Origin of the sequence: Salmonella sp. 741265116_PST (genome assembly GCF_046567715.1) — a bacterium.
Lineage (GTDB): Bacteria > Pseudomonadota > Gammaproteobacteria > Enterobacterales > Enterobacteriaceae > Salmonella > Salmonella enterica.
The window spans coordinates 50,417-75,180 of sequence record NZ_JBKFPH010000010.1; the positions used below are offsets into that span (position 1 = coordinate 50,417).

The 24,764-nt window shown below is 52.9% G+C and carries 23 protein-coding genes; 8 read left to right on the forward strand and 15 right to left on the reverse strand.

Annotation, left to right across the window (positions count from 1 at the left end; translation table 11 throughout):
• Nucleotides 1-69 precede the first annotated feature (69 nt).
• A complete protein-coding gene (locus ACLD11_RS09170; protein ID WP_000871970.1) occupies nucleotides 70-480 on the forward strand; it encodes a YbhQ family protein in 411 nt (136 codons plus the stop codon).
• Here ACLD11_RS09170 and ACLD11_RS09175 read toward each other — a convergent pair.
• The 5 genes from ACLD11_RS09175 to cecR form a co-directional block, all read right to left on the reverse strand.
• A complete protein-coding gene (locus tag ACLD11_RS09175) occupies nucleotides 442-1,548 on the reverse strand; it encodes an ABC transporter permease (protein WP_000469050.1) in 1,107 nt (368 codons plus the stop codon). The genes ACLD11_RS09170 and ACLD11_RS09175 overlap by 39 nt on opposite strands.
• 155 nt (nucleotides 1,549-1,703) lie before the next feature.
• A complete protein-coding gene (locus tag ACLD11_RS09180; protein ID WP_000045762.1) occupies nucleotides 1,704-2,834 on the reverse strand; it encodes an ABC transporter permease in 1,131 nt (376 codons plus the stop codon).
• Nucleotides 2,827-4,563 (reverse strand): ATP-binding cassette domain-containing protein, encoded by a 1,737-nt coding sequence (locus ACLD11_RS09185; protein WP_001287616.1) that lies wholly within the window; start codon nucleotides 4,561-4,563, stop codon nucleotides 2,827-2,829. Before ACLD11_RS09185 ends, ACLD11_RS09180 begins: the two co-directional genes overlap by 8 nt.
• Complete coding sequence (gene hlyD, locus ACLD11_RS09190) at nucleotides 4,556-5,551, reverse strand: secretion protein HlyD (RefSeq protein WP_000743436.1); 996 nt, start codon at nucleotides 5,549-5,551, stop codon at nucleotides 4,556-4,558. The genes ACLD11_RS09185 and hlyD overlap by 8 nt, the downstream gene beginning before the upstream one ends.
• On the reverse strand, nucleotides 5,551-6,225 hold the full coding sequence (gene cecR, locus ACLD11_RS09195) for a transcriptional regulator CecR (protein ID WP_001025254.1): 675 nt from the start codon (nucleotides 6,223-6,225) through the stop codon (nucleotides 5,551-5,553). Before cecR ends, hlyD begins: the two co-directional genes overlap by 1 nt.
• Nucleotides 6,226-6,454: 229 nt before the next feature.
• On the opposite strand from cecR, the gene rhlE reads away from it, so the two are divergent.
• The 3 genes from rhlE (at nucleotide 6,455) to ybiB (ending at nucleotide 11,172) form a co-directional block, all read left to right on the forward strand.
• Nucleotides 6,455-7,816 (forward strand): ATP-dependent RNA helicase RhlE, encoded by a 1,362-nt coding sequence (gene rhlE / locus ACLD11_RS09200; RefSeq protein ID WP_000007065.1) that lies wholly within the window; start codon nucleotides 6,455-6,457, stop codon nucleotides 7,814-7,816.
• A gap of 207 nt (nucleotides 7,817-8,023) precedes the next feature.
• Complete coding sequence (gene dinG, locus ACLD11_RS09205) at nucleotides 8,024-10,168, forward strand: ATP-dependent DNA helicase DinG (protein WP_411014814.1); 2,145 nt, start codon at nucleotides 8,024-8,026, stop codon at nucleotides 10,166-10,168.
• Between the two features lie 29 nt (nucleotides 10,169-10,197).
• The gene (gene ybiB, locus ACLD11_RS09210; RefSeq protein WP_221595311.1) at nucleotides 10,198-11,172 is read left to right on the forward strand and encodes a DNA-binding protein YbiB; all 975 of its coding nucleotides are present in this window, start codon (nucleotides 10,198-10,200) and stop codon (nucleotides 11,170-11,172) included.
• Nucleotides 11,173-11,327: 155 nt separating this feature from the next.
• Here ybiB and ybiJ read toward each other — a convergent pair whose 3' ends face one another.
• Nucleotides 11,328-11,588, reverse strand: a complete 261-nt coding sequence (gene ybiJ / locus ACLD11_RS09215; RefSeq protein ID WP_000849089.1) for a DUF1471 family protein YbiJ — start codon at nucleotides 11,586-11,588, stop codon at nucleotides 11,328-11,330.
• Nucleotides 11,589-11,872: 284 nt separating this feature from the next.
• Nucleotides 11,873-12,139 carry a DksA/TraR family C4-type zinc finger protein gene (locus tag ACLD11_RS09220; RefSeq protein ID WP_079833924.1) on the reverse strand — a complete coding sequence of 89 codons (267 nt, stop codon included), beginning with the start codon at nucleotides 12,137-12,139 and terminating at the stop codon, nucleotides 11,873-11,875.
• A gap of 204 nt (nucleotides 12,140-12,343) precedes the next feature.
• On the opposite strand from ACLD11_RS09220, the gene rlmF reads away from it, so the two are divergent.
• Nucleotides 12,344-13,270, forward strand: coding sequence for a 23S rRNA (adenine(1618)-N(6))-methyltransferase RlmF (gene rlmF / locus ACLD11_RS09225; protein ID WP_411014815.1), 927 nt, complete (start codon nucleotides 12,344-12,346; stop codon nucleotides 13,268-13,270).
• On the opposite strand, the gene ybiO is transcribed toward rlmF, so the two are convergent.
• The 6 genes from ybiO to rhtA form a co-directional block, all read right to left on the reverse strand.
• A complete protein-coding gene (gene ybiO / locus ACLD11_RS09230; protein WP_411014816.1) occupies nucleotides 13,267-15,489 on the reverse strand; it encodes a mechanosensitive channel protein in 2,223 nt (740 codons plus the stop codon). The genes rlmF and ybiO overlap by 4 nt on opposite strands.
• Nucleotides 15,490-15,607: 118 nt before the next feature.
• On the reverse strand, nucleotides 15,608-16,330 hold the full coding sequence (gene glnQ / locus ACLD11_RS09235; protein WP_000569093.1) for a glutamine ABC transporter ATP-binding protein GlnQ: 723 nt from the start codon (nucleotides 16,328-16,330) through the stop codon (nucleotides 15,608-15,610).
• Nucleotides 16,327-16,986, reverse strand: coding sequence for a glutamine ABC transporter permease GlnP (gene glnP / locus ACLD11_RS09240; RefSeq protein ID WP_001159076.1), 660 nt, complete (start codon nucleotides 16,984-16,986; stop codon nucleotides 16,327-16,329). The genes glnQ and glnP overlap by 4 nt, the downstream gene beginning before the upstream one ends.
• Nucleotides 16,987-17,131: 145 nt before the next feature.
• Nucleotides 17,132-17,878: a glutamine ABC transporter substrate-binding protein GlnH gene (gene glnH, locus ACLD11_RS09245; protein ID WP_000838671.1), complete on the reverse strand. Its 747-nt coding sequence runs from the start codon at nucleotides 17,876-17,878 to the stop codon at nucleotides 17,132-17,134.
• Nucleotides 17,879-18,354: 476 nt separating this feature from the next.
• On the reverse strand, nucleotides 18,355-18,858 hold the full coding sequence (dps, locus tag ACLD11_RS09250; RefSeq protein WP_000100805.1) for a DNA starvation/stationary phase protection protein Dps: 504 nt from the start codon (nucleotides 18,856-18,858) through the stop codon (nucleotides 18,355-18,357).
• Between the two features lie 302 nt (nucleotides 18,859-19,160).
• Entirely contained in the window at nucleotides 19,161-20,048 is an 888-nt protein-coding gene (gene rhtA / locus ACLD11_RS09255; protein WP_001119554.1) for a threonine/homoserine exporter RhtA, read from the reverse strand.
• Nucleotides 20,049-20,400: 352 nt separating this feature from the next.
• Between rhtA and ompX the strand changes: the two genes are divergently transcribed.
• Nucleotides 20,401-20,916 (forward strand): outer membrane protein OmpX, encoded by a 516-nt coding sequence (ompX, locus tag ACLD11_RS09260; protein ID WP_411011818.1) that lies wholly within the window; start codon nucleotides 20,401-20,403, stop codon nucleotides 20,914-20,916.
• 62 nt (nucleotides 20,917-20,978) lie between these two features.
• On the opposite strand, the gene ACLD11_RS09265 is transcribed toward ompX, so the two are convergent.
• Entirely contained in the window at nucleotides 20,979-22,559 is a 1,581-nt protein-coding gene (locus ACLD11_RS09265; protein ID WP_411011817.1) for a phosphoethanolamine transferase, read from the reverse strand.
• Nucleotides 22,560-22,824: 265 nt separating this feature from the next.
• Nucleotides 22,825-22,953 (reverse strand): manganase accumulation protein MntS, encoded by a 129-nt coding sequence (mntS, locus tag ACLD11_RS09270; RefSeq protein ID WP_001001755.1) that lies wholly within the window; start codon nucleotides 22,951-22,953, stop codon nucleotides 22,825-22,827.
• A gap of 185 nt (nucleotides 22,954-23,138) precedes the next feature.
• Between mntS and mntR the strand changes: the two genes are divergently transcribed.
• Nucleotides 23,139-23,612 carry a manganese-binding transcriptional regulator MntR gene (gene mntR, locus ACLD11_RS09275; RefSeq protein WP_000533542.1) on the forward strand — a complete coding sequence of 158 codons (474 nt, stop codon included), beginning with the start codon at nucleotides 23,139-23,141 and terminating at the stop codon, nucleotides 23,610-23,612.
• Nucleotides 23,609-24,721 (forward strand): anion transporter, encoded by a 1,113-nt coding sequence (locus ACLD11_RS09280; protein ID WP_411011816.1) that lies wholly within the window; start codon nucleotides 23,609-23,611, stop codon nucleotides 24,719-24,721. The genes mntR and ACLD11_RS09280 overlap by 4 nt, the downstream gene beginning before the upstream one ends.
• The last annotated feature ends 43 nt before the right edge of the window (nucleotides 24,722-24,764 follow it).

The following is a 24,764-nucleotide window of genomic DNA, read 5'->3' on the forward strand; positions in this document are numbered from 1 at the left end:
GTCTTACGGAATTTTCCGTAAAGTTCGGTACTCTGAATAATGAGAGAAAAATGCTTCAGGAGAAAAGCCATGAAGTGGCAACAACGCGTTCGTGTCGCAACCGGCCTCGGTTGTTGGCAGATTATGTTGCATTTACTGGTAGTGGCGATGCTGGTAATAGGCTGGATGAGCGGCACATTAGTGCGCGTCGGCCTGGGATTATGCGTGCTTTATGGCGTGACGGTACTGCTGATGCTGGCGTTGCAGCGCCATCATGAGCAACGCTGGCGCGATGTGGCGGATGTGCTGGAAGAGCTGACTACCACCTGGTACTTCGGCACCGCGCTGATTGTCCTCTGGCTGCTATCCCGCGTATTGCAAAACAATGTCTTGCTGGCGCTGGCGGGGCTGGCTATCCTGGCCGGGCCCGCCGTGGTCTCGCTACTGGCGAAAGATAAAAAGCTACATCACTTTGCGTCTAAACATCGCATACGCCGCTGACCCCGTGGTGGCCGCTATCACCAGTAGCGGCCACAAACTTCCCCAGACAATTCCCAGACTCGCATCCTTAAGATAAATTTGCTTGGTAATATCAGTAAAGTGGCGGATAGGATTTATCCACGTCAGGTTTTGCAGCCAGACCGGCATATTTTCCACCGGCGAGACATACCCCGAGAGCAAAATCGCCGGCATCATAAAGACAAAGACGCCGATAAACGCCTGCTGTTGCGTGGCGCAAAGCGATGATATCAGCAAGCCAAAGCCTACCAGCGACAGCCCGTAAATCACCATCGTGAAATAAAATAGCGCTAACGAACCGGCGAAGGGAATTTGGTATGCCCAAATGCCGATAGCCAGCACGATCGTGGCCTGGAAGGTTGCGACAATCAGCGCCGGCACCGCTTTACCAACGAAAATCTGCCAGGTGGTGAGCGGAGAGACCAGTAGCTGATCCAGAGTGCCTTGTTCACGCTCGCGGGCGACGGACAGCGAAGTGACGATCATCACGCCGATAGTGGTGATCATGGCGATCAGCGAGGGCACCACAAACCACTTGTAGTCCAGATTTGGGTTATACCAGTTGCGTACCACCAGTTCGCTATTGTTGGGCTTTGGCTTGCCGTCCATCAATGTCTGCTGATACTCCTTGACGATCTGTTGCAGATAATTGGCGGCGATTTGCGCGCTGTTGGAGTTACGTCCATCAAGAATGAGTTGCATCGGCGCAGGCTGGAAGGTATCCAGATTCCGCGAGAAATCCGCCGGGAAGCGCACCAGCAGCAGCGCTTTTTGCGTATCGATAGTCGGCTGGATCTCCTGCGGACTGTTCAGCAATAGCACATGGGTAAACGCTTTCGCGCGGGCAAAGCGCTGGGTAAGTTCTACCGAATGTTTGCCGTTATCTTCGTTATAGATGGCGATAGTCGCGTTAGTGACTTCAAGCGTCGCGGCGAACGGAAACAGGATGACCTGAATCAGCACCGGCAGAATCAGGATCGCGCGCGTTTGCGGTTCGCGTAAAAGCGATTGCAGTTCTTTGCGAATTAACGTCCATAAACGATGAAACATGCCCGTCCTCTCAGTCCAGTTTGTAGGCCTGATAAGCAAAGCGCATCAGGCATAATGCCGGATGGCGGCGTGAACGCCTTATCCGGCCTACGACGACTACATGGCCCGTAGGCCCGGTAAGCATAGCGCCACCGGGCAAAATACGAGCGCCAGAGTTAATCCAGCCGTCGTTTGGTTTTTAGCCACGTCAGGCCAATAAACATCACCGCCGAGGCGATTAAAAACAGTACGTTAACGCCTAACACGACCGGAATATTGCCGGCCAGAAACAGACTTTGCAGGGTGCTAACAAAATAGCGCGCCGGAATAATATAGGTCACCGCGCGGATCACCGCAGGCATACTGTCTATCTGGAAGATAAACCCGGACAGCATAATTGAGGGCAAAAAGGCGGCGTTCAGCGCCACCTGCGCGGCGTTAAACTGGTTGCGAGTGATGGTGGAAATCAACAGCCCCATCCCCAGCGTACTCAGTAAAAACAGGCTGGTGATGATAAACAGAATCACCAGCGAACCGCGATACGGCACGCCGAGAATAAACACCGATACCAGCATACAGAGCAGCATCGCCAGCATACCGAGAAAGTAATAGGGAATAAGCTTACACAGCAGCAGTTCAACACGCGTCACTTCGGTTGAGAGCAGCGCCTCCATCGTGCCGCGTTCCCATTCGCGGGCAACGACCAGCGAGGTGAGGATTGCGCCAATTACCGTCATGATAATGGTCACCGCCCCAGGAATAATAAAATGCTGACTGATCGCCGCCGGGTTAAACCAGTAGCGCGTCTGGACGTCGATGAGCGGTTCAAAGGTGTCGCCGCGATCTTCCGCCCGCTGCTGTTGCCAGATTTGCCAGATGCCTTCAACATAACCCTGAACGAAGTTGGCGGTGTTTGGCTCGCTGCCGTCGGTAATCACCTGAATCGGCGCGCTGTCACCGGCGCGCGCCATTTGCTGCGCGAAATCCACCGGAATCACCACCAGTCCGCGAATGCGTCCGGCCTGCATTTTTTCAATTAATTCATGGCGATTATCGCTAATGGTCGCGTCGATATAGGGTGAACCGGTCATCGCATGAGTGAAATCCAGCGCCTCCTGGCTTTGTTGTTCAAGCAGAATCCCCACCCGCAGCTTGCTGGAGTCAAGGTTAATGCCGTAACCAAAAATAAACAGCAACAGCAGCGGGATCACCACCGCAATCAGCCAGCTACTGGGATCGCGCACGATCTGGCGCGTCTCTTTGACGCACAACGCACGCACGCGGCGCCAGGAGAGAGACTTACTCATGCGTATGCTCCTTATCCCAGTCATTGATGAGAGTGATAAAGGCCTGCTCCATCGTCGGATCGGCCTGTTGCTCATCGGCGGCCTGCGCTTTGAGATCGTCCGGCGTACCGCTGGCGATAAGCTTCCCACGATAAACCAGTCCGATGCGATCGCAATATTCCGCCTCATCCATAAAGTGGGTCGTCACCATTACCGTGACCCCTTTTTCCACCATGCTATTAATGTGCAGCCAAAATTCACGGCGGGTGAGGGGATCAACCCCGGACGTGGGTTCATCAAGGAATAAAATATCCGGTTCGTGCATCAGCGAGCAGGCCAGCGCCAGTCGCTGTTTAAAGCCCAGCGGCAGCGCATCGGTGGGATGCGACGCGATGCTTTTCAGACCAAACGCTTCACTCATGCGCTGAATTTTTTCATTTTGCGCGCGGCCCCGCAAACCGTAGACGCCGGAGAAAAAACGCAGGTTCTGCTCAACCGTCAGGTTGCCGTAAAGCGAAAATTTTTGCGCCATATAGCCCAGATGCTGACGGGCTTTGCCGGAGCTGACTTTCAGGTCCATATCCAGCACCAGCGCCTTGCCGGACGTCGGCACCAGCAGGCCGCACATCATTTTAAAGGTGGTTGATTTACCCGCGCCGTTCGGGCCGAGCAGGCCAAAAATCTCGCCGCGTTGTACGACGAAATTAACATGGTCCGTGGCCGCGAAATCACCAAATTTTTTCGTCAGTTCCTGCGCTTCAATCACCGTTTCGCCGGCAGTGCCTTCAACCGTATGCAGGATTGAACCCAGCGGAGACTCCGAGGTTCCCGCTCCGCCAAGCAGATCGATAAACGCATCTTCGAAGCGCGGCGCGGTCTCATTGAGGGTGATTTCCGGCATTCCTTCGGCCTGACGAATATCTGCTGCGGTCGCCTCTTTTTTCAGGATCAGGCGTACCGAACGTCCCTGAATCATGCCGTCGCTCACCTGCGGCAGTCTGAGGGCTCTCTGTAGCAACTTACGGTTGTTTTCCTGTGGACTGCTCATCAGAAAGCTGCGCCCGGCCATCGTTTGCGTCAGCGCTTTAGGTTCGCCCTGATAGAGTAGCTCGCCTTCATTCATCAGCAGCACGTCGCGACACTGTTCGGCTTCATCCAGATAGGAGGTGCTCCATAAAATCAGCATCCCGTCGCCCGCCAGTTCGTGGACCATTTGCCACAACTCGCGCCGTGAAATCGGGTCAACGCCAACGCCCGGTTCATCCAACAGCAGCACTTTCGGTTCGCCGACCAGCGTACAGGCCAGCCCCAGTTTTTGCTTCATCCCGCCGGACAATTTTCCCGCCAGACGGCCAGTGAAAGGGCCGAGGGCGGTAAACTCCAACAAACGGGCAAAGGTCTTTTCCCGTATCTCGCCGGTAACGCTGCGCAAATCGGCATAGAGATTAAGGTTCTCCATGACGGTAAGATCTTCATACAGACCGAATTTCTGCGGCATATAGCCCAGAACCGCGTGCAGCTCGCTGTCGTTTTGTATCGGGTCGAAGCCTAATACGGACGCGCTGCCGCCATCGGCTTTGAGCAGGCCCGCCAGCATACGCATCAGCGTGGTTTTTCCTGCGCCGTCCGGCCCTACCAGCCCGGTGACATAACCGGAATGAATGGTACAGTCGAGCGGCGCGACGGCGGGTTTATCCATTCCCGCAAAGCGCTTCGTCAGACCGTGCAGCGTAATAACGGCCTCACTCATGCCGTGCCTCGTCATTAAATTTCACCGTGACTGGCATCCCCTGGCGTAACGCATCGTCCGCATCGGTGACGATAATGCGCAGGCGATAGACAAGATCGGTACGCAGATCCGGTGTTTCGACGGTTTTCGGCGTAAATTCCGCGGTGGGCGAAACGAAACCAATCTTGCCGTGGTAAGGTTTGTCAGGACGACCGTCGGTATACAACAGAATGTCGCGCCCCGGTTGCGTCTGACTGAGGTTGCGTTCATCGACATAGGCGCGCACCCAGACGGGGCGGGTCAGCGAGAGCGTTAATACCGTGCTGCCGGCGTTCAGCATACTGCCAGGCTCGACCGCGCGGGTGAGCAAGGTTCCGTTGGCAGGCGCGATAAGCGTGGTGTCCTGCAAATCAAGCTGCGCCTGCGCCAGTTGGGCCTTTGCCTGTTCCAGGCTGGCTTTCGCCTGGGCGATATCCTGTTCACGATTACCGGTACGGTACTGGCTCAGTTTATCCTGCGCGGACTTCAGCGTCGCCTGTGCCTGATCGCGCGATGAGCGGGCGTTTTCCAGATCGTTAGCGGAAATGGTGCGGCTTTTCCACAATCCTTGCTGACGGTTATAAAAATTTTGCGCGTAGTCATAAGCGGCTTGCGCCTGTCTGACGGCGGCGGCGGCCTGGGCTATCTCTTCATCGCGATAGCCTGCCAGCATCAAATCATATTGCGCCTGCGCGACCGACACGCCAGCTTTCGCCTGCATTAGCGCGTTTTCGTATGGCGCGTGATCCAGTTCGCCGAGCACCTGTCCGGCTTTGATAGTATCGCCTTCATCAACATTCAGCGACGCCAGCCTGCCGCCGACGCGAAAGCTGATATTGACGGTACGGATATCGACATTACCGTATAACGTCAGCCCATCGTCCTGCCGACTTTGATACCACCAGGTTCCACCGGCAATCACAGCGACGATCGCTGCGATTGCCAGTCCGATAACGACAGGTTTTTTCATCAGTCCAGACTCCTTTGCGTTAAACCGTGCAGAATAAGATCGATGTGGCAGGTTACCGTCTGGTAAATCAGCTCCGCTTTTTCTTCATCAAACTGCGGCCAGCCGGTACGTAACAGAATAGTTTCTTTGCCGAGACGGAACGCCAGCACTTCGCCCAGTAAGGCATGGGTATGCAAAATCATGCGCGTATCATTGGCGTCGCAGCCGGTATAAGCGGCAACCAATCTTGTCAGATGGGTGTGCAACGGATCGATAACCTGTTCATGAACCAATTGATAGGCCGACGTGGGTGAGAGCTGCTCGCGTGAAATAAATTTGCTCAGGTTAACGGTGTCTTCCTGCGTCAGCAGCATAATCATGTTCTTGCAGGCGAGCAGAATGAGCTCGCGTATGGCGTCCCGGTCAGGGGCCGGCTGGCTAAACAGGCGTTCCGCTTTTTCAGCATGGGGGCGAAATTTTTCGCCAAGAAAATCGGCAATCCACTGGGCGCAGGCGAGGTATAAATCCTCTTTTGAGCCGAAATAGTAAGTAATGGCGGCAATATTTTGCCCCGCCAGCGCGGCGATATCGCGCGTGGTGGCATGGAGGCCATACTCGCCAAACTGTGCCAGCGCGGCGGCAATGAGCTGACTTTTCGCCTGCTCGCCTTTGGTGGTCGTGGTAGGAATATTCATCACACGCCCTAATTTTTAATCAATCGATTGATTAAGATTATGACTCATGATGGCTCTTGTCCAGTGTGGTCGATTAATTTGTCTTTGCCACCATTCGGGATAATTTATGCGCCGCATCACAAAAACTGCTACACTCCGCCCCTTCATGACATTGTGGTTTTTGTCATTCCAAATTTGAGCATCTCCCTGAAAACTACACCGGCAACGGTCGGGGCGGTCCGGAGTAGTTATGTCTTTTGATTCCCTGGGATTAAACCCTGATATCCTGCGCGCCATTGCTGAGCAGGGTTACCGTGAACCTACCCCTATTCAGCAACAGGCGATTCCCGCCGTGCTGGAAGGCCGCGATCTGATGGCCAGCGCCCAGACCGGAACCGGTAAAACGGCGGGTTTTACCCTGCCATTGTTGCAGCATCTGATTACCCATCAGCCGCACGCTAAAGGTCGTCGCCCGGTGCGCGCGTTGATCCTCACGCCAACCCGCGAGCTGGCGGCGCAAATTGGCGAAAACGTCAGAGATTACAGTAAATATCTCAATATTCGCTCGCTGGTGGTATTTGGCGGCGTAAGCATCAATCCGCAGATGATGAAACTGCGCGGCGGCGTGGATGTGCTGGTGGCGACGCCGGGACGTCTGCTCGACCTGGAACATCAAAATGCCGTGAAGCTGGATCAGATTGAGATTCTGGTACTGGATGAAGCCGACCGTATGCTGGATATGGGCTTCATTCATGACATTCGTCGCGTGCTGGCGAAACTGCCGGCGAAGCGTCAGAATCTGCTGTTCTCCGCCACGTTCTCCGACGACATCAAAGCGCTCGCCGAAAAGCTGTTGCGCAACCCGCTGGAAATCGAAGTGGCGCGCCGCAACACGGCCTCAGAGCAGGTGACGCAGCACGTGCACTTTGTCGATAAAAAACGTAAGCGCGAACTGCTGTCACAAATGATTGGCCAGGGCAACTGGCAGCAGGTGTTGGTCTTCACCCGCACCAAGCATGGCGCGAACCATCTGGCGGAACAGCTTAATAAAGACGGTATTCGCAGCGCGGCGATCCACGGTAATAAATCGCAGGGCGCACGTACCCGCGCGCTGGCCGATTTTAAATCCGGCGATATTCGCGTGCTGGTGGCGACGGATATTGCGGCGCGTGGTCTGGATATTGAAGAGCTGCCGCACGTGGTCAACTATGAGCTGCCGAACGTGCCGGAAGATTATGTACACCGTATTGGCCGTACCGGTCGCGCGGCGGCAACTGGCGAGGCGCTGTCGCTGGTCTGTGTTGACGAGCATAAACTGTTGCGTGATATCGAAAAATTGCTGAAAAAAGAGATCCCACGCATTACGACGCCGGGCTATGAGCCGGACCCGTCGATTAAAGCGGAGCCGATTCAGAATGGCCGTCAGCAGCGCGGCGGCGGCGGTCGTGGTCGCGGACAAAATCAGGGGGGAGCGGGGCGCAGTCAGCAGCCGCGACGTCAGGATAGCGGGGCGGCGAAGGCGAAACCAAAACCGCGCACAGGCGAGGGGAAACCCGCTGGCGACAAAGCACGTCCGCCGCGTCGCCCGCGCAGAATCACGCCTGCTCAGTAAATTTTATCCGGCAACATGCCCGGTAGCGCGACGCTTACCGGGCCTACGGACTATGCAAATACGTAGGCCGGATAAGGTGCTTGCACCGCCATCCGGCAAAATACACATCGCGTTGCGAGCCGCCTTCCAGAACCGGTAAAAAAGGTACTTCCCGCCCCTGAAATGTGACACAATAGTGGCTGTTTATACAGTACTTCAGGTTTTCTCATGGCATTGACCGCTGCGCTGAAAGCGCAAATCGCCGCCTGGTATAAGGCGCTTCAGGACCAGATTCCCGACTTTATTCCCCGTGCGCCGCAGCGGCAGATGATTGCTGACGTCGCCAGAACGCTGGCCGGGGAAGAAGGGAGACATCTGGCTATCGAAGCGCCGACCGGCGTCGGGAAAACCCTCTCCTATCTTATTCCCGGTATTGCCATTGCCCGGGAAGAGCAAAAAACACTGGTGGTCAGTACCGCTAACGTGGCGTTACAGGATCAGATCTTTAGCAAAGATTTGCCGCTGCTACGAAAAATCATCCCCGATCTGCGCTTTACCGCCGCCTTTGGCCGCGGGCGTTACGTGTGTCCGCGAAACCTGGCGGCGCTCGCCAGTAGCGAGCCTACGCAGCAGGATCTGCTCGCCTTTCTTGATGACGAACTGACGCCTAACAACCAGGAAGAGCAAAAGCGCTGCGCCAGGCTGAAAGGGGATCTTGACGGTTACAAATGGGATGGTCTGCGGGATCATACCGACATTGCTATTGACGACGATCTGTGGCGGCGATTAAGTACCGATAAAGCCAGTTGTCTGAACCGCAACTGTCACTATTACCGCGAATGTCCATTCTTTGTCGCCCGACGTGAAATACAGGAAGCGGAAGTCGTGGTGGCGAATCACGCGCTGGTAATGGCGGCGATGGAAAGTGAAGCCGTACTGCCGGAACCAAAGCATCTGCTGTTGGTACTGGATGAAGGTCATCATCTGCCCGATGTCGCTCGCGATGCGCTGGAGATGAGCGCGGAAATTACCGCCTCCTGGTATCGCTTGCAACTGGACCTGTTCAGCAAACTGGTGGCGACCTGCATGGAGCAATTTCGCCCTAAGACCACGCCGCCGTTAGCGAATCCTGAGCGACTTAACGCCCATTGCGAGGAGGTGTACGAACTGATCGCCTCGCTCAATGCCATTCTTAATCTGTATATGCCCGCAGCGCAGGAGGCGGAGCACCGTTTTGCAATGGGCAAGTTGCCTGATGAGGTCATGGAAATCTGCCAGCGACTGGCGAAGCTGACCGAGACGCTGCGTGGGCTGGCGGAATCCTTTCTCAACGATCTCAGCGAAAAAACCGGGTCGCACGATATTGTGCGTTTGCATCGGGTGATTTTACAGATGAACCGGGCGCTGGGAATGTTCGAGGCGCAAAGTAAATTATGGCGGCTGGCTTCGATGGCGCAGTCTTCAGGCGCGCCGGTGTCCAAATGGGCGACGCGTGAAATACGCGAAGGGCAGCTCCACGTCTGGTTCCATTGTGTCGGTATCCGCGTCAGCGAGCAGCTGGAAAGATTGTTATGGCGCAGCGTACCGCACATTATTGTCACCTCGGCGACACTGCGCTCGCTCAATAGCTTTTCGCGTCTGCAGGAAATGAGCGGCTTAAAAGAAAAAGCCGGCGACCGCTTTGTGGCGCTGGATTCGCCGTTTAATCATGTGGAACAGGGGAAACTGGTGATTCCTCAAATGCGCTACGAACCCACCATTGATAACGAAGAGCAGCATATTGCCGAAATGGCAGCCTATTTTCGTGAGCAACTGGAGAGCAAAAAACATCATGGTATGCTGGTACTGTTCGCCAGCGGGCGGGCGATGCAGCGTTTTCTGGAGCATGTCGCTGATGTACGCTTACTCCTCCTGGTTCAGGGCGACCAGCCGCGTTACCGGCTGGTGGAGCTACACCGTAAACGGGTGGAGAGCGGCGAACGCAGCGTGCTGGTTGGGCTTCAATCTTTTGCCGAAGGGCTGGATCTTAAAGGCGAGCTGCTGACGCAGGTCCATATCCATAAAATTGCCTTCCCGCCGATCGACAGCCCGGTCGTGATCACCGAAGGCGAATGGCTAAAAAGCCTGAATCGTTATCCGTTTGAGGTACAAAGTTTACCAAGCGCGTCTTTTAATTTAATTCAGCAGGTAGGGCGATTGATCCGTAGCCACGCCTGTCGGGGAGAAGTGGTCATTTATGATAAGCGGTTGTTGACCAAAAACTACGGACAGCGTTTACTGAATGCCTTACCTGTTTTTCCGATAGAGCAGCCTGCCGTGCCAGACGTTATAGTAAAACCAAAAGCAAAACCTGCACGCCGCCGACGGCGTTAATGCTGTGAGCACACTTCAAGGAGCTTTCAATGGATTATCGCAAGATCATCAAAGAGATCGGGCGAGGTAAAAATCACGCCCGCGATCTGGATCTGGATACCGCGCGCGGTTTGTATACCCGAATGCTGAATGGCGACATCCCCGACCTGGAAATGGGCAGTATATTGATGGCGCTGCGTATTAAAGGCGAAGGCGAAGCCGAAATGCTGGGCTTTTATGAAGCCATGCAGAATCATACCATCAAACTGACACCGCCCGCAGATAGGCCGTTGCCGGTCGTTATTCCCAGCTATAACGGCGCGCGTAAACAGGCGAATTTAACGCCGTTGCTGGCTATCCTGCTGCATAAATTGGGCTTTCCAGTTGTAGTACACGGCGTCAGTGAAGATCCGACCCGCGTACTGACGGAAACTATATTTGAGCTGATGGGGATTGTCCCCACCCTACACGGCGGACAAGCGCAGGCCAAACTGGACGGGCACCAGCCAGTGTTTATCCCGGTGAGCGCGCTCTGCCCGCCGCTGGAAAAACAACTGGCGATGCGCTGGCGGATGGGCGTGCGCAACAGCGCGCATTCACTGGCCAAGCTGGCGACGCCATTTGCTGAGGATGCCGCGCTGCGTTTATCAAGCGTTTCTCACCCTGAATATGTCCCGCGTGTGGCGACCTTTTTTAGCCGCATTGGCGGGCGGGCTTTGCTGATGCATGGTACCGAAGGCGAAGTCTATGCCAACCCGCAACGCTGTCCGCAAATCAGCCTGATTGATAGCCGTGGCGTGCAGGTACTGCATGAGCGTCAGAGCGACACGCACGACGAGCCGCTTTCACTGCCTGCGACTAAAGATCCTGAAATCACCGCGCGCTGGATTGAGCGCTGCCTTGCCGGCCGCGAGCCGGTGCCGCAGTCATTAAAAACGCAAATGGCCTGTTGTCTGGTTGCGACGAGAGAGGCGGCGACGTTAGAAGACGGGCTTGCGCGCGTCGAACAGGCTTTTAGCGAATAAAAAAAGCCCGTCCAGTGACGGACGGGCAAATAAGGGTAACAAACAGGGTTAATGAGGGTTGGAGCAGTGGGTCTGTTGGCAAACAGACGAGGGTAATACCCGTCAGAATTCAAACAACAGCGATGTTACAGCCTGAAATCTGGCGGGCAGGTAAATTATTTATAAATCACCGCAGTGCCGCTCATTTTGTCATTACCCACGGCGGAGGTGATGTTATAAGCGCTTGCGCCAGCAGCGGCAGCTTTTTCAGCCAGTTTAGCTTCCAGGCCATCCAGCGTGGTGGCGCCATCGGCAGACACTACGCCGATTTTATGCAGGTTTTGCGTCTGAGACGCGCTAACCGGTTCTGCGGCAAAAGCGCCAAAAGAAAGGGTGGAAAGCGCGATGGCTGCAACAGCATATTTAATGGTTTTCATGATTAATCTCTCGCAGGTTATTCTGTTTATGGGACGATGTTTCGTCGATGTGATGAGTATCACGGTTTTTTGCGAAAGATAAAATCGAATAGAATTGACGGCCTTGCTCAAAATTTTTGAATGACAAATAACCTATTGATTATTAATTAATTCAACGGTGGAATTTACCTTTCTTGTCATCTGGCTTTACAGAGTCGAGGTTAACGGCACATTCTGCGACGCAGAACGCTAAAAAGCATGAGCGTAAAGGAATGGATGATACTGGCGGTTTCGGTAAAGAAAAGTCAGCGTAACTGGCTGTCTTTTGAACCTCTGCGATTATATCCTGAAAATGTTGCGTTATGTAAATCTTTCTCCTGTTGGCAGGATATGCATAACCGAACGCCCGGTACGGCTTTACGCCGCGCTTCAGGGATAGGGGCGCCGCAAGATTCGCATTCATCGCGACTTTCGCCGTGGGGAAGTTCGCCGCGAGCGCGGGCAACGGCATCTTCAATGGTATTGTTGATTTGTTCATTCACTGCGTCGTCATTTGCCCAGCCGGATGCCATCACGCTCTCCTGATTTTAGGGTACCTGAGGTTAAGTGTAGCGCCGTCAGGTGAAAAAATCGCATCGCGCGATCTTTTCAGACCATGAGCAGAACCAATGTCATTCAGATATCCGATCAAACGAGCGAGGCAGGGAATTCGCGGTGGTATATTTACCCCGTGGCGTTATACGGGTATCTTACGCCGCTGCTAAAAGGAGAATGCCATGTCCGCCCAGAAACCGGGGTTACACCCGCGCAACCGCCACCAACACCGTTATGATCTCGCCGCACTGTGTCAGACCACGCCGGAATTGACGTCCTTTCTTATCCTCACGCCCGCCGGTGAACAGAGCGTTGATTTTGCTAATCCGCAAGCGGTAAAAGCGCTCAATAAGGCGTTGCTGGCGCATTTTTATGCCGTCACACACTGGGACATTCCGCCAGGATTTTTATGTCCGCCGGTGCCTGGTCGTGCGGATTATATCCATCATCTGGCGGATCTGCTTGGCGAAACGACAGGGAGTATTCCGGCGCAGGCAACTATTCTGGACGTAGGCGTGGGCGCCAATTGTATTTATCCGCTTATCGGCGTCCATGAATATGGCTGGCGATTTACCGGTAGTGAAGTCAGCGACGCAGCGATGTCCAGCGCGCAGGCTATCATTCAGGCTAATACAGGGTTAAGCCGCGCCATTCGTCTGCGTCGGCAAAAAGATCCGGCGGCCATTTTTACCGGTATTATTCATAAAAATGAATTTTATGACGCAACGCTTTGTAACCCGCCTTTTCACGACTCCGCCGCCGCAGCCCGCGCGGGCAGCGAGCGTAAGCGCCGCAATTTGGGGCAGAATAAAGATGATGCGCTGAACTTTGGCGGTCAACAGCAGGAGCTATGGTGCGAAGGCGGCGAAGTCGCCTTTATTAAAAAAATGATTGCTGAAAGCCAAACCTTCCGCCGTCAGGTGTTGTGGTTTACGACGTTGGTGTCGCGCGGCGAGAATTTACCGCCGCTTTATCGGGCACTGACGGAGGCTGGCGCGGTGAAAGTGGTGAAAAAAGAGATGGCCCAGGGGCAAAAGCAAAGCCGCTTTATTGCCTGGACCTTTATGGATGACGACCAGCGTCGCCGTTTTATCACCCGTAAACGCTAAATCGTCGGTTCGCGCGGCGGCAGTGAATCAGGCGACGGGCCGCCGGCGGGGGCGGGCAGAACCTGATACGTTTGCACCGGCGCGCGCACATTGGCCAGATCAAAATGCTTTTTCACCTGGCTATCAAGGGCAAAACGCACCGTCCACTGCTTGAGCGGTAGCGTGGTGAACGACACGCGTAAAGTAAACGCCGTGTTCGTTAAACCGACAATACCGGCGAACGTGGGTTCGCCGATAATCAGCCCGCGAATATCCTCCGTCTCCATCAGCGCCGTTACCGCGTCTTTCAGCGCCTGATTCGCTTTATCCGCATCCTCATGGCGATCCACGTCATAGTTGGCGACAACAGAGCCGATACCGCGCACAAAGTTGGCGAAAGTGGTGATCGAGGACCACGGGATAATATGGTATGCCCCGGTATCCTGCCGCACGCCGACGGAACGAATCGACATTCTTTCGACCGTCCCCGTCAGCGGGCCTATGGTGACTAAATCGCCGGTATTCATCCCGTTTTCAAACTGAATAAAGACGCCGGTAATAATATCTTTCACCAGGGTTTGCGAACCGAAAGAGATAGCCAGACCTAACGCCCCCGCGCCAGCCAGCAATGGCGCGATATTGACGCCGATTTCCGATAACACGATCATGATGGTTATGGTACTGATAATCACTGCCAGCGCATTGCGGAACAGCGTCAGCAGCGTGCGCGTGCGGGCGCTGGGTAGCGGGCGACCATGAATATCGGAGGCCAGGCGATTCTCAATCAGACTGGCGAGAATCGTCCATCCCACGGCGGAGAAGAATAAGATTAACGCGATACGGATGAGGATATCGACCATCTTTTCCCCCGCGCCATAATGTAGCCAGTGCCAGAAATCGAATAATCCCCAGGCGTTGAGCAACAGCATAACGGCGACGCAGACGGTCAAAAAGCGTGCGACTTTTAGCGCCGAGGAGAGCCAGCCGTTAAGCCGCTTTTGTAATTCCGGGTAATTGCGCTGCGTATGGGGCGACAGGGTGATGGTTTTCGCTATCCAGCGGGTAAACATACCGGAGATAAACGCCGCGATGCCAATAATCGCCAGACTGCGCACGGTCGCGCCCATCATAAACTTCAGGCTATTGCCTGGGTCGAATAACGAGAAGAAAAACAGCACGATAAAGTAAGCGCTGGCCAGCCAGTGCCACACCAGTGCAAAGGCGCGGATAAACAGGCTAAAAAAGGCTAATGATCGTTCCGCCAGGCTTAATAAATGTTGCGTAATCTCCGCTTTGTTTTTAAAGATCAGGTACAGCGCCCAGATGGTGATGCAGAGCATGATCGCCACATTCGCCATCGCGCCAACCTGAACATTCACCTGGTTGGAAATAATCGGAACGGCAACAATCAGCCCGTAGCCAATCAAGCTGCTAAGCGAACTCATACGGCGATTCCAGTAACGCGCTGTCGCATCCTGAATCGCGAATGGGCGTAACTCCGGTACATTAGGGCAAAAAATAAGCCGCAGAATCGCTTTAAAGAACTCTATCAGCGCGAAGGCATTCAGGAACAGGCTTTGCTGAAAAGCGATAGTTCGACTTCCCGCATGGAAATTATCACTGAGCATCTGACCGATAAATAAGGTGAGCGCCAGTAGCAGCAGGTCGATAATAAACGCGCCGACGATCATCGCCGGGAGCTGTAACCAGTTGCTGCGTTCACGGTTTTTCTTGCGCGCCCACAGGCCCATTTTTCGATATAACGGCAGGGCGCAAAACCGTATCACGCTATAAAAACCAAATACCGCGACGGCCAGAAATAAAAAGTGGGTTAACGCGTTGGTGAAGGTTTGCGAGTTAAACGGCTTGTGCGGCGCATCGGTGATGTTGCGATAAAGCTGGGCGAAACGGGTAGCGAAAGCATCGCCGTACTGACGGGTAACGGTGGTGACGTTCTCCAGTACCGTTTTCTCATCTTTGGCCGCAGGCGGCGCAAGCGCTGGCGCCGGCTCGGTCGGCGGCGTGGTTGAGGCTTCGCGGAGTTGCGCTATCAATTCGTTACGTGAAGCCTCGTTCTCCAGTACGTCAGCCAGGGCCGCATAGGCCGCTTTTTTTTGTTCAGGACTGGGCTCTGGCGCTGCTTGCTGGCTGGTTGATGTCCCCGTGGTCACGCCGGGTATGGCGACCGCATGGGCAGGCGTGCCCAGTAGACAAAAAAGGATGAACAGGGTCCACCGCATGACTCCTCCAGTGAGAAAAGAGACGCAAAACACTAAGTATAGATGGCGCAGGGGAGGGAAAATGAAATGGGACTATTCCATGATGCCCTTCCTGCCGCAGGGCAGGAAGGGCGATATCTCAGGAGACGTGCTGTAAAAATTCCTGTAAACGTGGGCTTGGCGGGTTTTCGATCAACGCCTGCGGACTGCCATCTTCGGCAATACGGCCTTTATCGATAAAAATCAGCCGTGAGGCGACTTTTTCGGCAAAGCCGATTTCGTGAGTGACAATGACCATGGTCATGCCTTCTTCCGCCAGATCCTGCATGACTTTCAGCACTTCATGGCGCAGTTCAGGGTCCAGAGCGGAGGTTGGCTCGTCAAAGAGCATCATTTTCGGCTTCACTGCCAGCGCTCGGGCAATGGCGACGCGCTGTTGTTGACCGCCGGAAAGCTCGGAGGGGTAGTGGTGCGCCCGTTCCGCCAGTCCAACTTTCGCTAACAGAGCTTTCGCCTGTTTTTCCGCTTCTTCTTTCTTTACGCCGCGCACGCGCAGAGGACCGAACATCACGTTTTCGAGCGCGGTCAGATGCGGGAACAGATAAAACTGTTGAAACACCATGCCGGCTTCCTGGCGAATCAGCCGTTCGTCTACTTTAGGATCGTTGACTTTCAGACCATCGACAATCAGATCGCCGGAGGTGATCTCTTCCAGTTTATTGATACAGCGTAATAACGTGGATTTACCCGAACCGGAAGGGCCGATAATCACAACCACTTCGCCCTGACGGATGTTTAAATCAATGTTATGCAGCACCTGGGTGGGGCCAAAGTGCTTGGAGACGTTTTTAAATTCAATCACAGGATTTTCATCCTTCTTTCAAGACGACGCAAAATAAAGCTCAGCACCAGCGTAATGATCAAATAGAAGACGGCCACGGCGCTCCAGATTTCCAGGGCGCGAAAGTTACCGGCAATAATTTCCTGGCCCTGACGGGTCAGCTCGGCTACGCCGATAACAATAAACAACGAGGTGTCTTTGATGCTAATGATCCACTGGTTGCCCAGCGGCGGCAGCATACGGCGCAGAGCAAGCGGTAAAATAACATGACGGATGGTTTCCCGGCGAGAAAGGCCCAGCGCCAGACCCGCTTCGCGAAAACCTTTGTGAATGGATAGTACTGCGCCGCGAGTAATTTCCGCGATATAGGCGCCGGAGTTAATCATAATTGTCACGACCGCTGCGCTGAACGGATCAATACGCAAATCATTAAATGCCATCGGCAGGGCAAAGTAGATAAACATGACCTGGACAACGATGGGCGTGCCGCGAATAATTTCAATGAAAACCAGGGCGATGTGGTTGGCGAACCAGCCGCCAAACGTACGGGCAAAACCTGCCGCCAGTCCAATAACCAGGCCGCCAGCCAGACCGAGGACCGAGATCCACAGGGTCATTTTAGCGCCCTCAAGTAAAAGCGGAATGGCGGGCCAGATGGCGCTCCAGTCAAACTGCATATGTCGTTCCTGTTACCGTGGTGTAAATAGTCAAATGCTCTATCCGGCGCGGAAATGGCGTGAAAGTGTCTTATCCGTCACGGAAAAGAGCTGTAGGCCCGGTGAGCGTCCTCACTACCGGGCCACAAGCCAACATCAGGTTGTTTTATTTAGGTTCTGTACCGAACCATTTTTTGTAGATTTCGTTATAGGTGCCATTCTCACGCAGCGTTTTCAGCGCGCCGTTGACTTTCTCGCGCAGTTCATCGCTGCCTTTCGGGAAGGCAACTCCGTATTGCTGTGCTTCCAGCGATTCGCCTACCGCCTTGAACTGGCCGTTGCCTGCGGTTTTGATAAAGTACAGGATGTTCGGCGTATCGTGCAGAACGGCGTCTGCGCGGTTGGTGCCTAATTCCATGTACGCGTTATCAATGTTCGGGAACTGACGCAGGTCTTTGGTTTTGATATTCGCTTTCGCGTAATCCACCGACCCGGTTCCGCTCTTCACGGCAACGACTTTGCCATCGAGGTCTTTAACGCTTTTAATATCGTTATTGTTGGCTTTCACCATCACGAGCAGACCGCTTTTGTAATAGCCATCGGAAAAGTCGATCGCTTTTTTACGCTCGTCCGTAATCGTAATACCCGCCAGCGCCAGATCGATATTTTTGGTTTGTAATGCCGGAATAATGCCGCTGAAATCCATCGGTTTCAGGGTGTAGTCCAGCTTCAGTTCTTTCGCGATAGCGTCCCACAGATCAACATCAAAACCGACGTATTTGTCGCCCTGTTTAAATTCAAACGGAACGAACGCCGTATCGGTTGCCACAACGAGTTTCTTATCCGCAGCGTGCGAAGACACCGCAAAAGCCAGGGTAAGTGCAGCCAGTGAAACTTTTAATAGAGACTTCATAGCATTTCCTTTTCTATCCACGGGGCGATCCCCTGCGAGAACATGTAGCGTAATGAAAAAATCATGCCAATTATGTAACTCATTGTTTTAACAGAAGCGTGAATCATTCCTGTACACAATAAGTCGGGCAAAACCAGTATGGCGCACCGTTTTGGGGCACTGATTTAGTGCATGAATAACAAAGTAGAGATGCAGGGTCTATTTAGCGTAAAAATTGTTGTTAAAACAATCTTTAATTAACGATTGTGTGATGTAATTATTACAAATAATTCACTTTTATCGGAGGGGAGTACAAGACGTGTGCACTATTTAAGTGCAAAACCCCTGTAACAGGCAGGGGTATAGGGATGACTTATATACCTGTGTACATCAAGTTGCAGGTGCGTTCGCTTCAGTGACTGACGGAAGTCAGGCTTCTGCGGATTCGCTGCGTTTGTACCTTCCTGCAACTCGAAGTATTCAGGGTAGAGATAGATTTATTCGATGTTGGATTCGATAAACCACAGGAATTTATCGAGGTCGCGTGATGCGGCGGTAAAGATATCGGCAGTGTCTTCATCTTTGGCTTCACCGATAGCTTTGCGAACATCATTAGCGACAACAGCGTAGCGATCGGCCAGTTCTTTTAAGTGATCCTGCACGTTATGGATGTCGAGCGGATAGCTTTTCAGCGGAGTTTTGCTGTTGATAACTTGCGTGGTGCCTAACGCCACACCGCCAAGCTGTACGGCGCGCTCGGCCATAGTATCCAGATGATCGGTCAGTGCGGTACGGAAGCCATCCAGCATCTCATGAACGGCAATAAAGTTAGCACCGCGCATGTTCCAGTGGGCCTGTTTCGTGATCAGCGACAGGTCAATGAACTGGATCACCTGACGATTAAGCAACTCAACCGTCGCTTTTTTATCGCTTTCTGATACATCGTTACGGGTATAAAGCAGATTAGACGCTTTTGTTTTTACCAGTTTAGCGGTACTCATAATCTCATATCCTCTTGATGTTTGTGTCCCAGGTAATTAACGAAAATAAGTATAGCACCGGTTTTTAACTTTGCTTTTTTGAATTTACCTATCACTTTAATAGTACAGACAAGATTTAATATTTATTTTTATTATAAATCAATTTGTTAGGTTGGTTTGTTGTTTTGTGGGTAATAATTCTCATTTTAATGTAAAAAATGAGAAAAAATATGACAAAAAATGACGAAGTAATAGCGCGATAATAAAAGGTGAATAACGAGGTGATATTCTGCATGATTATGCACATCATGCAGAATAAGAAACTATTTTACGTCAACTTGTTTAATTTGCGGTTCGCGGCGAATCGTTAGGGTAGAACCCATTGAGGCGGCAATGATGGCGCACAGGGCCAGGATTTGTATGCCCGTAAGCGTTTCGCCCAGAAAAATCATCCCGGAAACGGCGGCCAGTGCGGGTTCCATGCTCATCAGCGTACCGAAGGTGCGGGTTGGCAGGCGCGTCAGTGCAATCATTTCCAGTGAATAAGGCAGCGCCGTAGAAAGCACAGCGACCGCTAACCCTAAGGGAAGAATCGACCAGTGCCATAGCGCGTCGCCAGCCTGAACTGCGCCAATCGGCACGAAAATGATGGCGGCAATCAGCGAGCCTACCGCCACCGTGGCCGGACCATGTTCCGCGCCTGCTCGCTGGCCGGTAAGAATATAGACAGCCCAACAGGCGCCAGCGCCGAGCGCCAACGCGGCCCCGGTAAGATCGACGTGAGACATATCTTGTCCTAATGGCAGCAGGAACCAGAGCCCAAGCACAGCCAGTACGACCCAAATAAAATCTACCGGCCGCCGGGATGAAAACAGCGCGACCGCCAGAGGACCGGTAAATTCCAGCGCGACCGCAATACCCAACGGCACCGTCTGAATCGACAGATAGAATAGATAGTTCATCCCGCCCAGCGACAGACCATAAAACAATAAAGGCAGCCGCTGCTCTTTGGCAAAACGCAAACGCCAGGGTTTGAAAAAGGCGATAAGGATAAGCGTTCCCAACGCCAGACGAAGCGCCGTTACGCCCGGCGCGCCGACAAGAGGAAATAACGATTTCGCCAGTGAAGCGCCACTCTGAATAGAGGACATGGCAATGAGCAAAACCAAAATGGGCAACCAGACTGGTAGTTTACGTGTTGACCCCGGCATCCTTTCTCCTGTCAAAAAATGTCAGTACGAGTAAAGGTGGCAGTGTAATGGAAATTCCCCGCAGCGGTTGAGGATTCGTTGAAAAAAATTTCCAGGATTCCATAAAATGAACTTAAATTGATGGATAAATAGACTGTTAGTTTAGGAATAATCTGGATGAATGTATCGTGTTGCACGCGCATTATTGGTGCAATCAGCCGGAAAAGTGATGTTAATTGAATAAGATAGCGCGATATGGAAACGTTCTGTTACATGAAAGGCGCTGTTAGACACCGTGAATCGCAAAGAGTTTCCCATTAATTTTTGATATATTTAAAACTTAGGACTTACTTGAAGCACATTTGAGGTGGTTATGAAAAAAATTGCATGTCTTTCAGCACTGGCCGCTGTTCTGGCTTTTTCCGCAGGTACTGCAGTAGCTGCTACTTCTACCGTTACCGGTGGTTACGCTCAGAGCGACGCGCAGGGCGTAGCGAATAAAATGAGCGGTTTCAACCTGAAGTATCGTTACGAGCAGGACAACAACCCGCTGGGCGTAATCGGTTCCTTCACCTACACCGAAAAAGATCGTACTAACGGTGCGGGCGATTACAACAAAGGTCAGTACTACGGCATCACTGCCGGCCCGGCTTACCGTCTGAACGATTGGGCGAGCATCTACGGTGTAGTCGGTGTGGGTTACGGTAAATTCCAGACGACCGATTACCCAACCTACAAACATGACACCAGCGATTATGGCTTCTCCTATGGCGCTGGTCTGCAATTCAACCCGATGGAAAATGTTGCTCTGGACTTCTCTTACGAGCAGAGCCGTATTCGTAGCGTTGACGTTGGCACCTGGATTGCTGGCGTGGGTTACCGCTTCTAATCACGTCGGTGAAAATGAAAAATCCGCCTTTCGAGGCGGATTTTTTTTGCCTGAAACGTGCATTATTTTAGTGAAAAAATATCGCTGCCCAGATGGTTATAGTCCACTTTCTGTAATTTGAAATTGGTGATATAAACGGGCCCGGCTTTCTGCTCCGAAATAAATCGATAGCGATTTTTGATCTCTTTAGCGCTAATTCCTGTCCATTGCGAGAAAAAACTCAGGAAATCGTTCGCGGAACGGCGAGCTTTAATGATCCGATGCGCTTTACTGTCGCTGGATAGCACCATAAACGGCACCTGGAAGTTTTGCTGGAATTTGTCGTCATGCGCCAGGTACTGTACCGCTTTGCCGCGCTCTTTAAACGCCAGCCCGTGATCGGAGAAATAGACGAGCGAAAAACTGTCGCCGCTATGACGAAGCTGAGTATAGAGCTGACGGAGCAAATCGTCGGTTTGCGTCATGGTGTATAAATAACAAGACGTCTCTTTCGACTGGACAAACGTCGCGTATTTTCCCTGAGTACGGTCGCAGGCCTGGGGATGCGACCCCATTAAATGCAACACAATCAACTGTGGTTGCGTGCGTTCTGTCGCCAATACCTGCGCCGTCATGGTTAACAGCGCGTCGTCGCGAGTATTTTTATCCGCTTCAAAATCGCCGTTTTTCAGGAAATGCGCTTCATCGGCGCGTTTGGCGATACTGGCGATGGCCGTGTCGTATTCGCCGATTTGCCCCTGATTGGAAAACCACCATGTCTGAAAACCGGCGCGGTTAGCCAGCGTGACGAAGTTATCCTGATACTGCGGTTTGTTATCCACCACGCGATTGAGCGTTAAACCGAGCGATTTTTGCGTTGAGCCGCTGGCGGCGATGTAATCCATAAAGAAGTCGCCATTCACATGGCTGGCGAAGGGGGTATTATCCCAGTGGCCGCCGAAAGCGCCCATGGCATCCCGTCGCGCGCTTTCACCAATCACCACGACATAGATGTGATATCTGGGTTTCACCGCAGTAACCGTCCAGCTATCTTTTATGCCGGATAGCTGCGCCATACGGTGCTGCTCTTCAATGACTTCGTTGTTATTGACGATAACGTCTTTGGCGAAGCGAAAAACCGGATAGCCGGTATCAATAACCTTAAAAACGCCGCCCCACGCCAGATTTTGTACCGGCGCGACGAAAAATGCCGCGACGCTAATCAGCAGGCACAGGCTGTCGAGGCTATTCCAGCGCGGCCTGGCCTCTTCTTTTCGGCGGCGAAGCGCAATAATACCCAGCGCAAAAATAAAAAGTCCGGTCAGGTAGCTATACCACGGGAAAATGGTCAGCATTTCGCTCGACTCTTCCATATTGGTGGAGTGCAGCGCCAGCAGCGTATTAAAGTTCGGCGCGCCGTAAGCCTGGCCAAAGGGAAAATAGCAAGCAGCTACCAGCGAACAGATGCCGAGCAGCGCTTTTTGTCCGCGGGGCAGGTAGCGCCAGAGCAGCAGCAACAGGCAGGTAAACGCCGCGGTATAAAGCAGGCTAAAGGGGTAGCCGAGCGCGAGGTTAATCAGCAGCGACTGTAAAAAGTAGAGGCCCGCCCACGGGCTTACAGCCCGACGACGGGCCAGAAGTGAATCGATAAGGGTTGAATTCATATGCCACTATTGCAAAAACGCCATGTGCTAACCCTGGCGCGAAGGGTCATTACCTGCCTGATTATGCGTAAAAAAGGTATTGAGTTCGCAACGGCGAGTCGCAAAATATTCAGGGCTGCCAGAAGATAGAGCGTGCGGATAAGAAGGTCAACCGCCGGAAAGAAAATGTTTTGCGAAGAGAATAGCAAAACCACAAAAAAAACAGGGGAAACGGGCGCCATTTCCGTTGAGGATGCAAAATAAAGCGGCGTACCGCACCGCCGCGTTATTTCGTGGAAGGGTTATCCTGTTCCGGTTTGCCGTTGATCATATCGCACAACATAGAGAGCAGCATTAACCGGACTTTAAAGGGAGAGTGACTGAACACGCGTATACACCTCTTAAATTCGTTCATATAAACCTCCTGATGTTTCTATCCCATCGATCCGTGAGGGATGTCTGCATTACATACAGATATAGCACAGGCTATGTTTTATAGCTATTGCTAAAACGTTAATTTTTTGTGCCCGGACAACTCTGGTTTACAATGAGCGCTCTGTCAGCTGACGCGTTAACGCGTCACAGAAACGAGGAAGCAAAATGGGTCGTCGCGCAGGTACGCCAACAACAAAAAAAGTGACGCAATTGGTGAACGTAGAAGAACACGTTGAAGGATTTCGTCAGGTCAGAGAGGCGCATCGCCGTGAGTTGATAGACGATTACGTTGAGCTGATTTCCGATTTAATTATTGAGGTAGGGGAAGCGCGTCAGGTGGATATGGCGGCGCGGCTCGGCGTCTCCCAGCCGACTGTGGCCAAAATGCTTAAGCGCCTGGCATCGTTAGGATTTATTCAAATGATCCCCTGGCGCGGCGTTTTTCTGACGCCGGAAGGGGAGAAGCTGGCGCAGGAAAGCCGCGAGCGGCATCAAATTGTCGAAAATTTTTTACTGGTATTAGGCGTAAGCCCGGAAATCGCGCGTCGTGATGCGGAAGGGATGGAACACCATGTCAGCCAGGAGACATTGGATGCCTTTTTGGCCTTCACGCAACAGCATGGAACATCTGCAGAATGAATCTGGCCTTTTTACGGGCGCTGCGGCGTGACCGTTTTTTTCAGTTGTTGATCATTGTGGGGATGGCGCTAAGCCTGTTTGTTCCTTTTGCGCCCCGCGCCTGGCCTGGCGCGATTGACTGGCACACCATTATTACCCTCAGTGGGTTAATGTTGCTCACTAAAGGCGTTGAGCTGAGCGGCTATTTTGATGTGCTGGGACGCAAGATGACGCGCCGATTTCATACCGAGCGGCAACTGGCGATGTTCCTGGTGCTGGCTGCGGCGGTGCTGTCGACCTTTCTGACAAACGATGTCGCGCTGTTTATCGTTGTGCCGCTGACGATAACGTTGAAAAAACTGTGTGCGATTCCGGTCAACCGATTGATTATTTTTGAGGCGTTGGCGGTGAACGCCGGTTCGCTGCTGACGCCTGTCGGTAATCCGCAAAATATTCTGTTGTGGGGACGCTCCGGCTTAAGCTTTGCTGAATTTAGCGGGCAAATGGCGCCGCTTGCCGTCATGATGATGCTGACGTTACTGCTCCTGTGCTGGTTTTGTTTTCCGGGTAGGGCGTTACAGTATCATACCGGTACGCGTTCGCCGCAGTGGCAGCCCCGTCTGGTGTGGAGTTGCCTGGGATTATATGTCGTTTTTCTTACCGCGCTGGAGCTCAGGCAAGAGTTATGGGGACTGGTGTTGGTGGCGGCTGGGTTTATTGTGCTGGCGCGCAGGGTGATAGTCAGCGTGGACTGGACGCTGCTGCTGGTATTTATGGCGATGTTTATTGATGTCCATCTGCTAACGCAATTGCCGGCGTTGCAGGGCGTTTTCAACCAGGTTGGCGCACTGTCTCACCTGGGACTTTGGCTAACCGCTATCGGCTTGTCTCAGGTTATCAGTAATGTGCCCAGTACCATTCTCCTGCTGAACTATGTACCGGCCTCGACGCTGCTGGCGTGGGCGGTGAATATCGGCGGGTTTGGTCTGCTGCCGGGGTCGCTGGCAAATCTTATTGCTTTACGGATGGCGAACGATCGCCGAATCTGGTGGCGATTTCATTTCTATTCGTTGCCGATGCTGGCATGGGCGGCGCTGGTGGGATATGGATTATTGCAACTGGTGCCGTAAGAGAAGCCCGATAGTATCTATCGGGCTTCGCAGGCAGAGTCTG

What these genes read in the sequence shown, in the direction of transcription:
- ACLD11_RS09170 (WP_000871970.1), top strand. Translation starts at nt 70, where the DNA reads ATGAAGTGGCAACAACGCGTTCGTGTCGCAACCGGCCTCGGTTGTTGG.
- ACLD11_RS09175 (WP_000469050.1), bottom strand. Translation starts at nt 1,548, where the DNA reads ATGTTTCATCGTTTATGGACGTTAATTCGCAAAGAACTGCAATCGCTT.
- ACLD11_RS09180 (WP_000045762.1), bottom strand. Translation starts at nt 2,834, where the DNA reads ATGAGTAAGTCTCTCTCCTGGCGCCGCGTGCGTGCGTTGTGCGTCAAA.
- ACLD11_RS09185 (WP_001287616.1), bottom strand. Translation starts at nt 4,563, where the DNA reads ATGAGTGAGGCCGTTATTACGCTGCACGGTCTGACGAAGCGCTTTGCG.
- hlyD (WP_000743436.1), bottom strand. Translation starts at nt 5,551, where the DNA reads ATGAAAAAACCTGTCGTTATCGGACTGGCAATCGCAGCGATCGTCGCT.
- cecR (WP_001025254.1), bottom strand. Translation starts at nt 6,225, where the DNA reads ATGAATATTCCTACCACGACCACCAAAGGCGAGCAGGCGAAAAGTCAG.
- rhlE (WP_000007065.1), top strand. Translation starts at nt 6,455, where the DNA reads ATGTCTTTTGATTCCCTGGGATTAAACCCTGATATCCTGCGCGCCATT.
- dinG (WP_411014814.1), top strand. Translation starts at nt 8,024, where the DNA reads ATGGCATTGACCGCTGCGCTGAAAGCGCAAATCGCCGCCTGGTATAAG.
- ybiB (WP_221595311.1), top strand. Translation starts at nt 10,198, where the DNA reads ATGGATTATCGCAAGATCATCAAAGAGATCGGGCGAGGTAAAAATCAC.
- ybiJ (WP_000849089.1), bottom strand. Translation starts at nt 11,588, where the DNA reads ATGAAAACCATTAAATATGCTGTTGCAGCCATCGCGCTTTCCACCCTT.
- ACLD11_RS09220 (WP_079833924.1), bottom strand. Translation starts at nt 12,139, where the DNA reads ATGGCATCCGGCTGGGCAAATGACGACGCAGTGAATGAACAAATCAAC.
- rlmF (WP_411014815.1), top strand. Translation starts at nt 12,344, where the DNA reads ATGTCCGCCCAGAAACCGGGGTTACACCCGCGCAACCGCCACCAACAC.
- ybiO (WP_411014816.1), bottom strand. Translation starts at nt 15,489, where the DNA reads ATGCGGTGGACCCTGTTCATCCTTTTTTGTCTACTGGGCACGCCTGCC.
- glnP (WP_001159076.1), bottom strand. Translation starts at nt 16,986, where the DNA reads ATGCAGTTTGACTGGAGCGCCATCTGGCCCGCCATTCCGCTTTTACTT.
- glnH (WP_000838671.1), bottom strand. Translation starts at nt 17,878, where the DNA reads ATGAAGTCTCTATTAAAAGTTTCACTGGCTGCACTTACCCTGGCTTTT.
- dps (WP_000100805.1), bottom strand. Translation starts at nt 18,858, where the DNA reads ATGAGTACCGCTAAACTGGTAAAAACAAAAGCGTCTAATCTGCTTTAT.
- rhtA (WP_001119554.1), bottom strand. Translation starts at nt 20,048, where the DNA reads ATGCCGGGGTCAACACGTAAACTACCAGTCTGGTTGCCCATTTTGGTT.
- ompX (WP_411011818.1), top strand. Translation starts at nt 20,401, where the DNA reads ATGAAAAAAATTGCATGTCTTTCAGCACTGGCCGCTGTTCTGGCTTTT.
- ACLD11_RS09265 (WP_411011817.1), bottom strand. Translation starts at nt 22,559, where the DNA reads ATGAATTCAACCCTTATCGATTCACTTCTGGCCCGTCGTCGGGCTGTA.
- mntS (WP_001001755.1), bottom strand. Translation starts at nt 22,953, where the DNA reads ATGAACGAATTTAAGAGGTGTATACGCGTGTTCAGTCACTCTCCCTTT.
- mntR (WP_000533542.1), top strand. Translation starts at nt 23,139, where the DNA reads ATGGGTCGTCGCGCAGGTACGCCAACAACAAAAAAAGTGACGCAATTG.
- ACLD11_RS09280 (WP_411011816.1), top strand. Translation starts at nt 23,609, where the DNA reads ATGAATCTGGCCTTTTTACGGGCGCTGCGGCGTGACCGTTTTTTTCAG.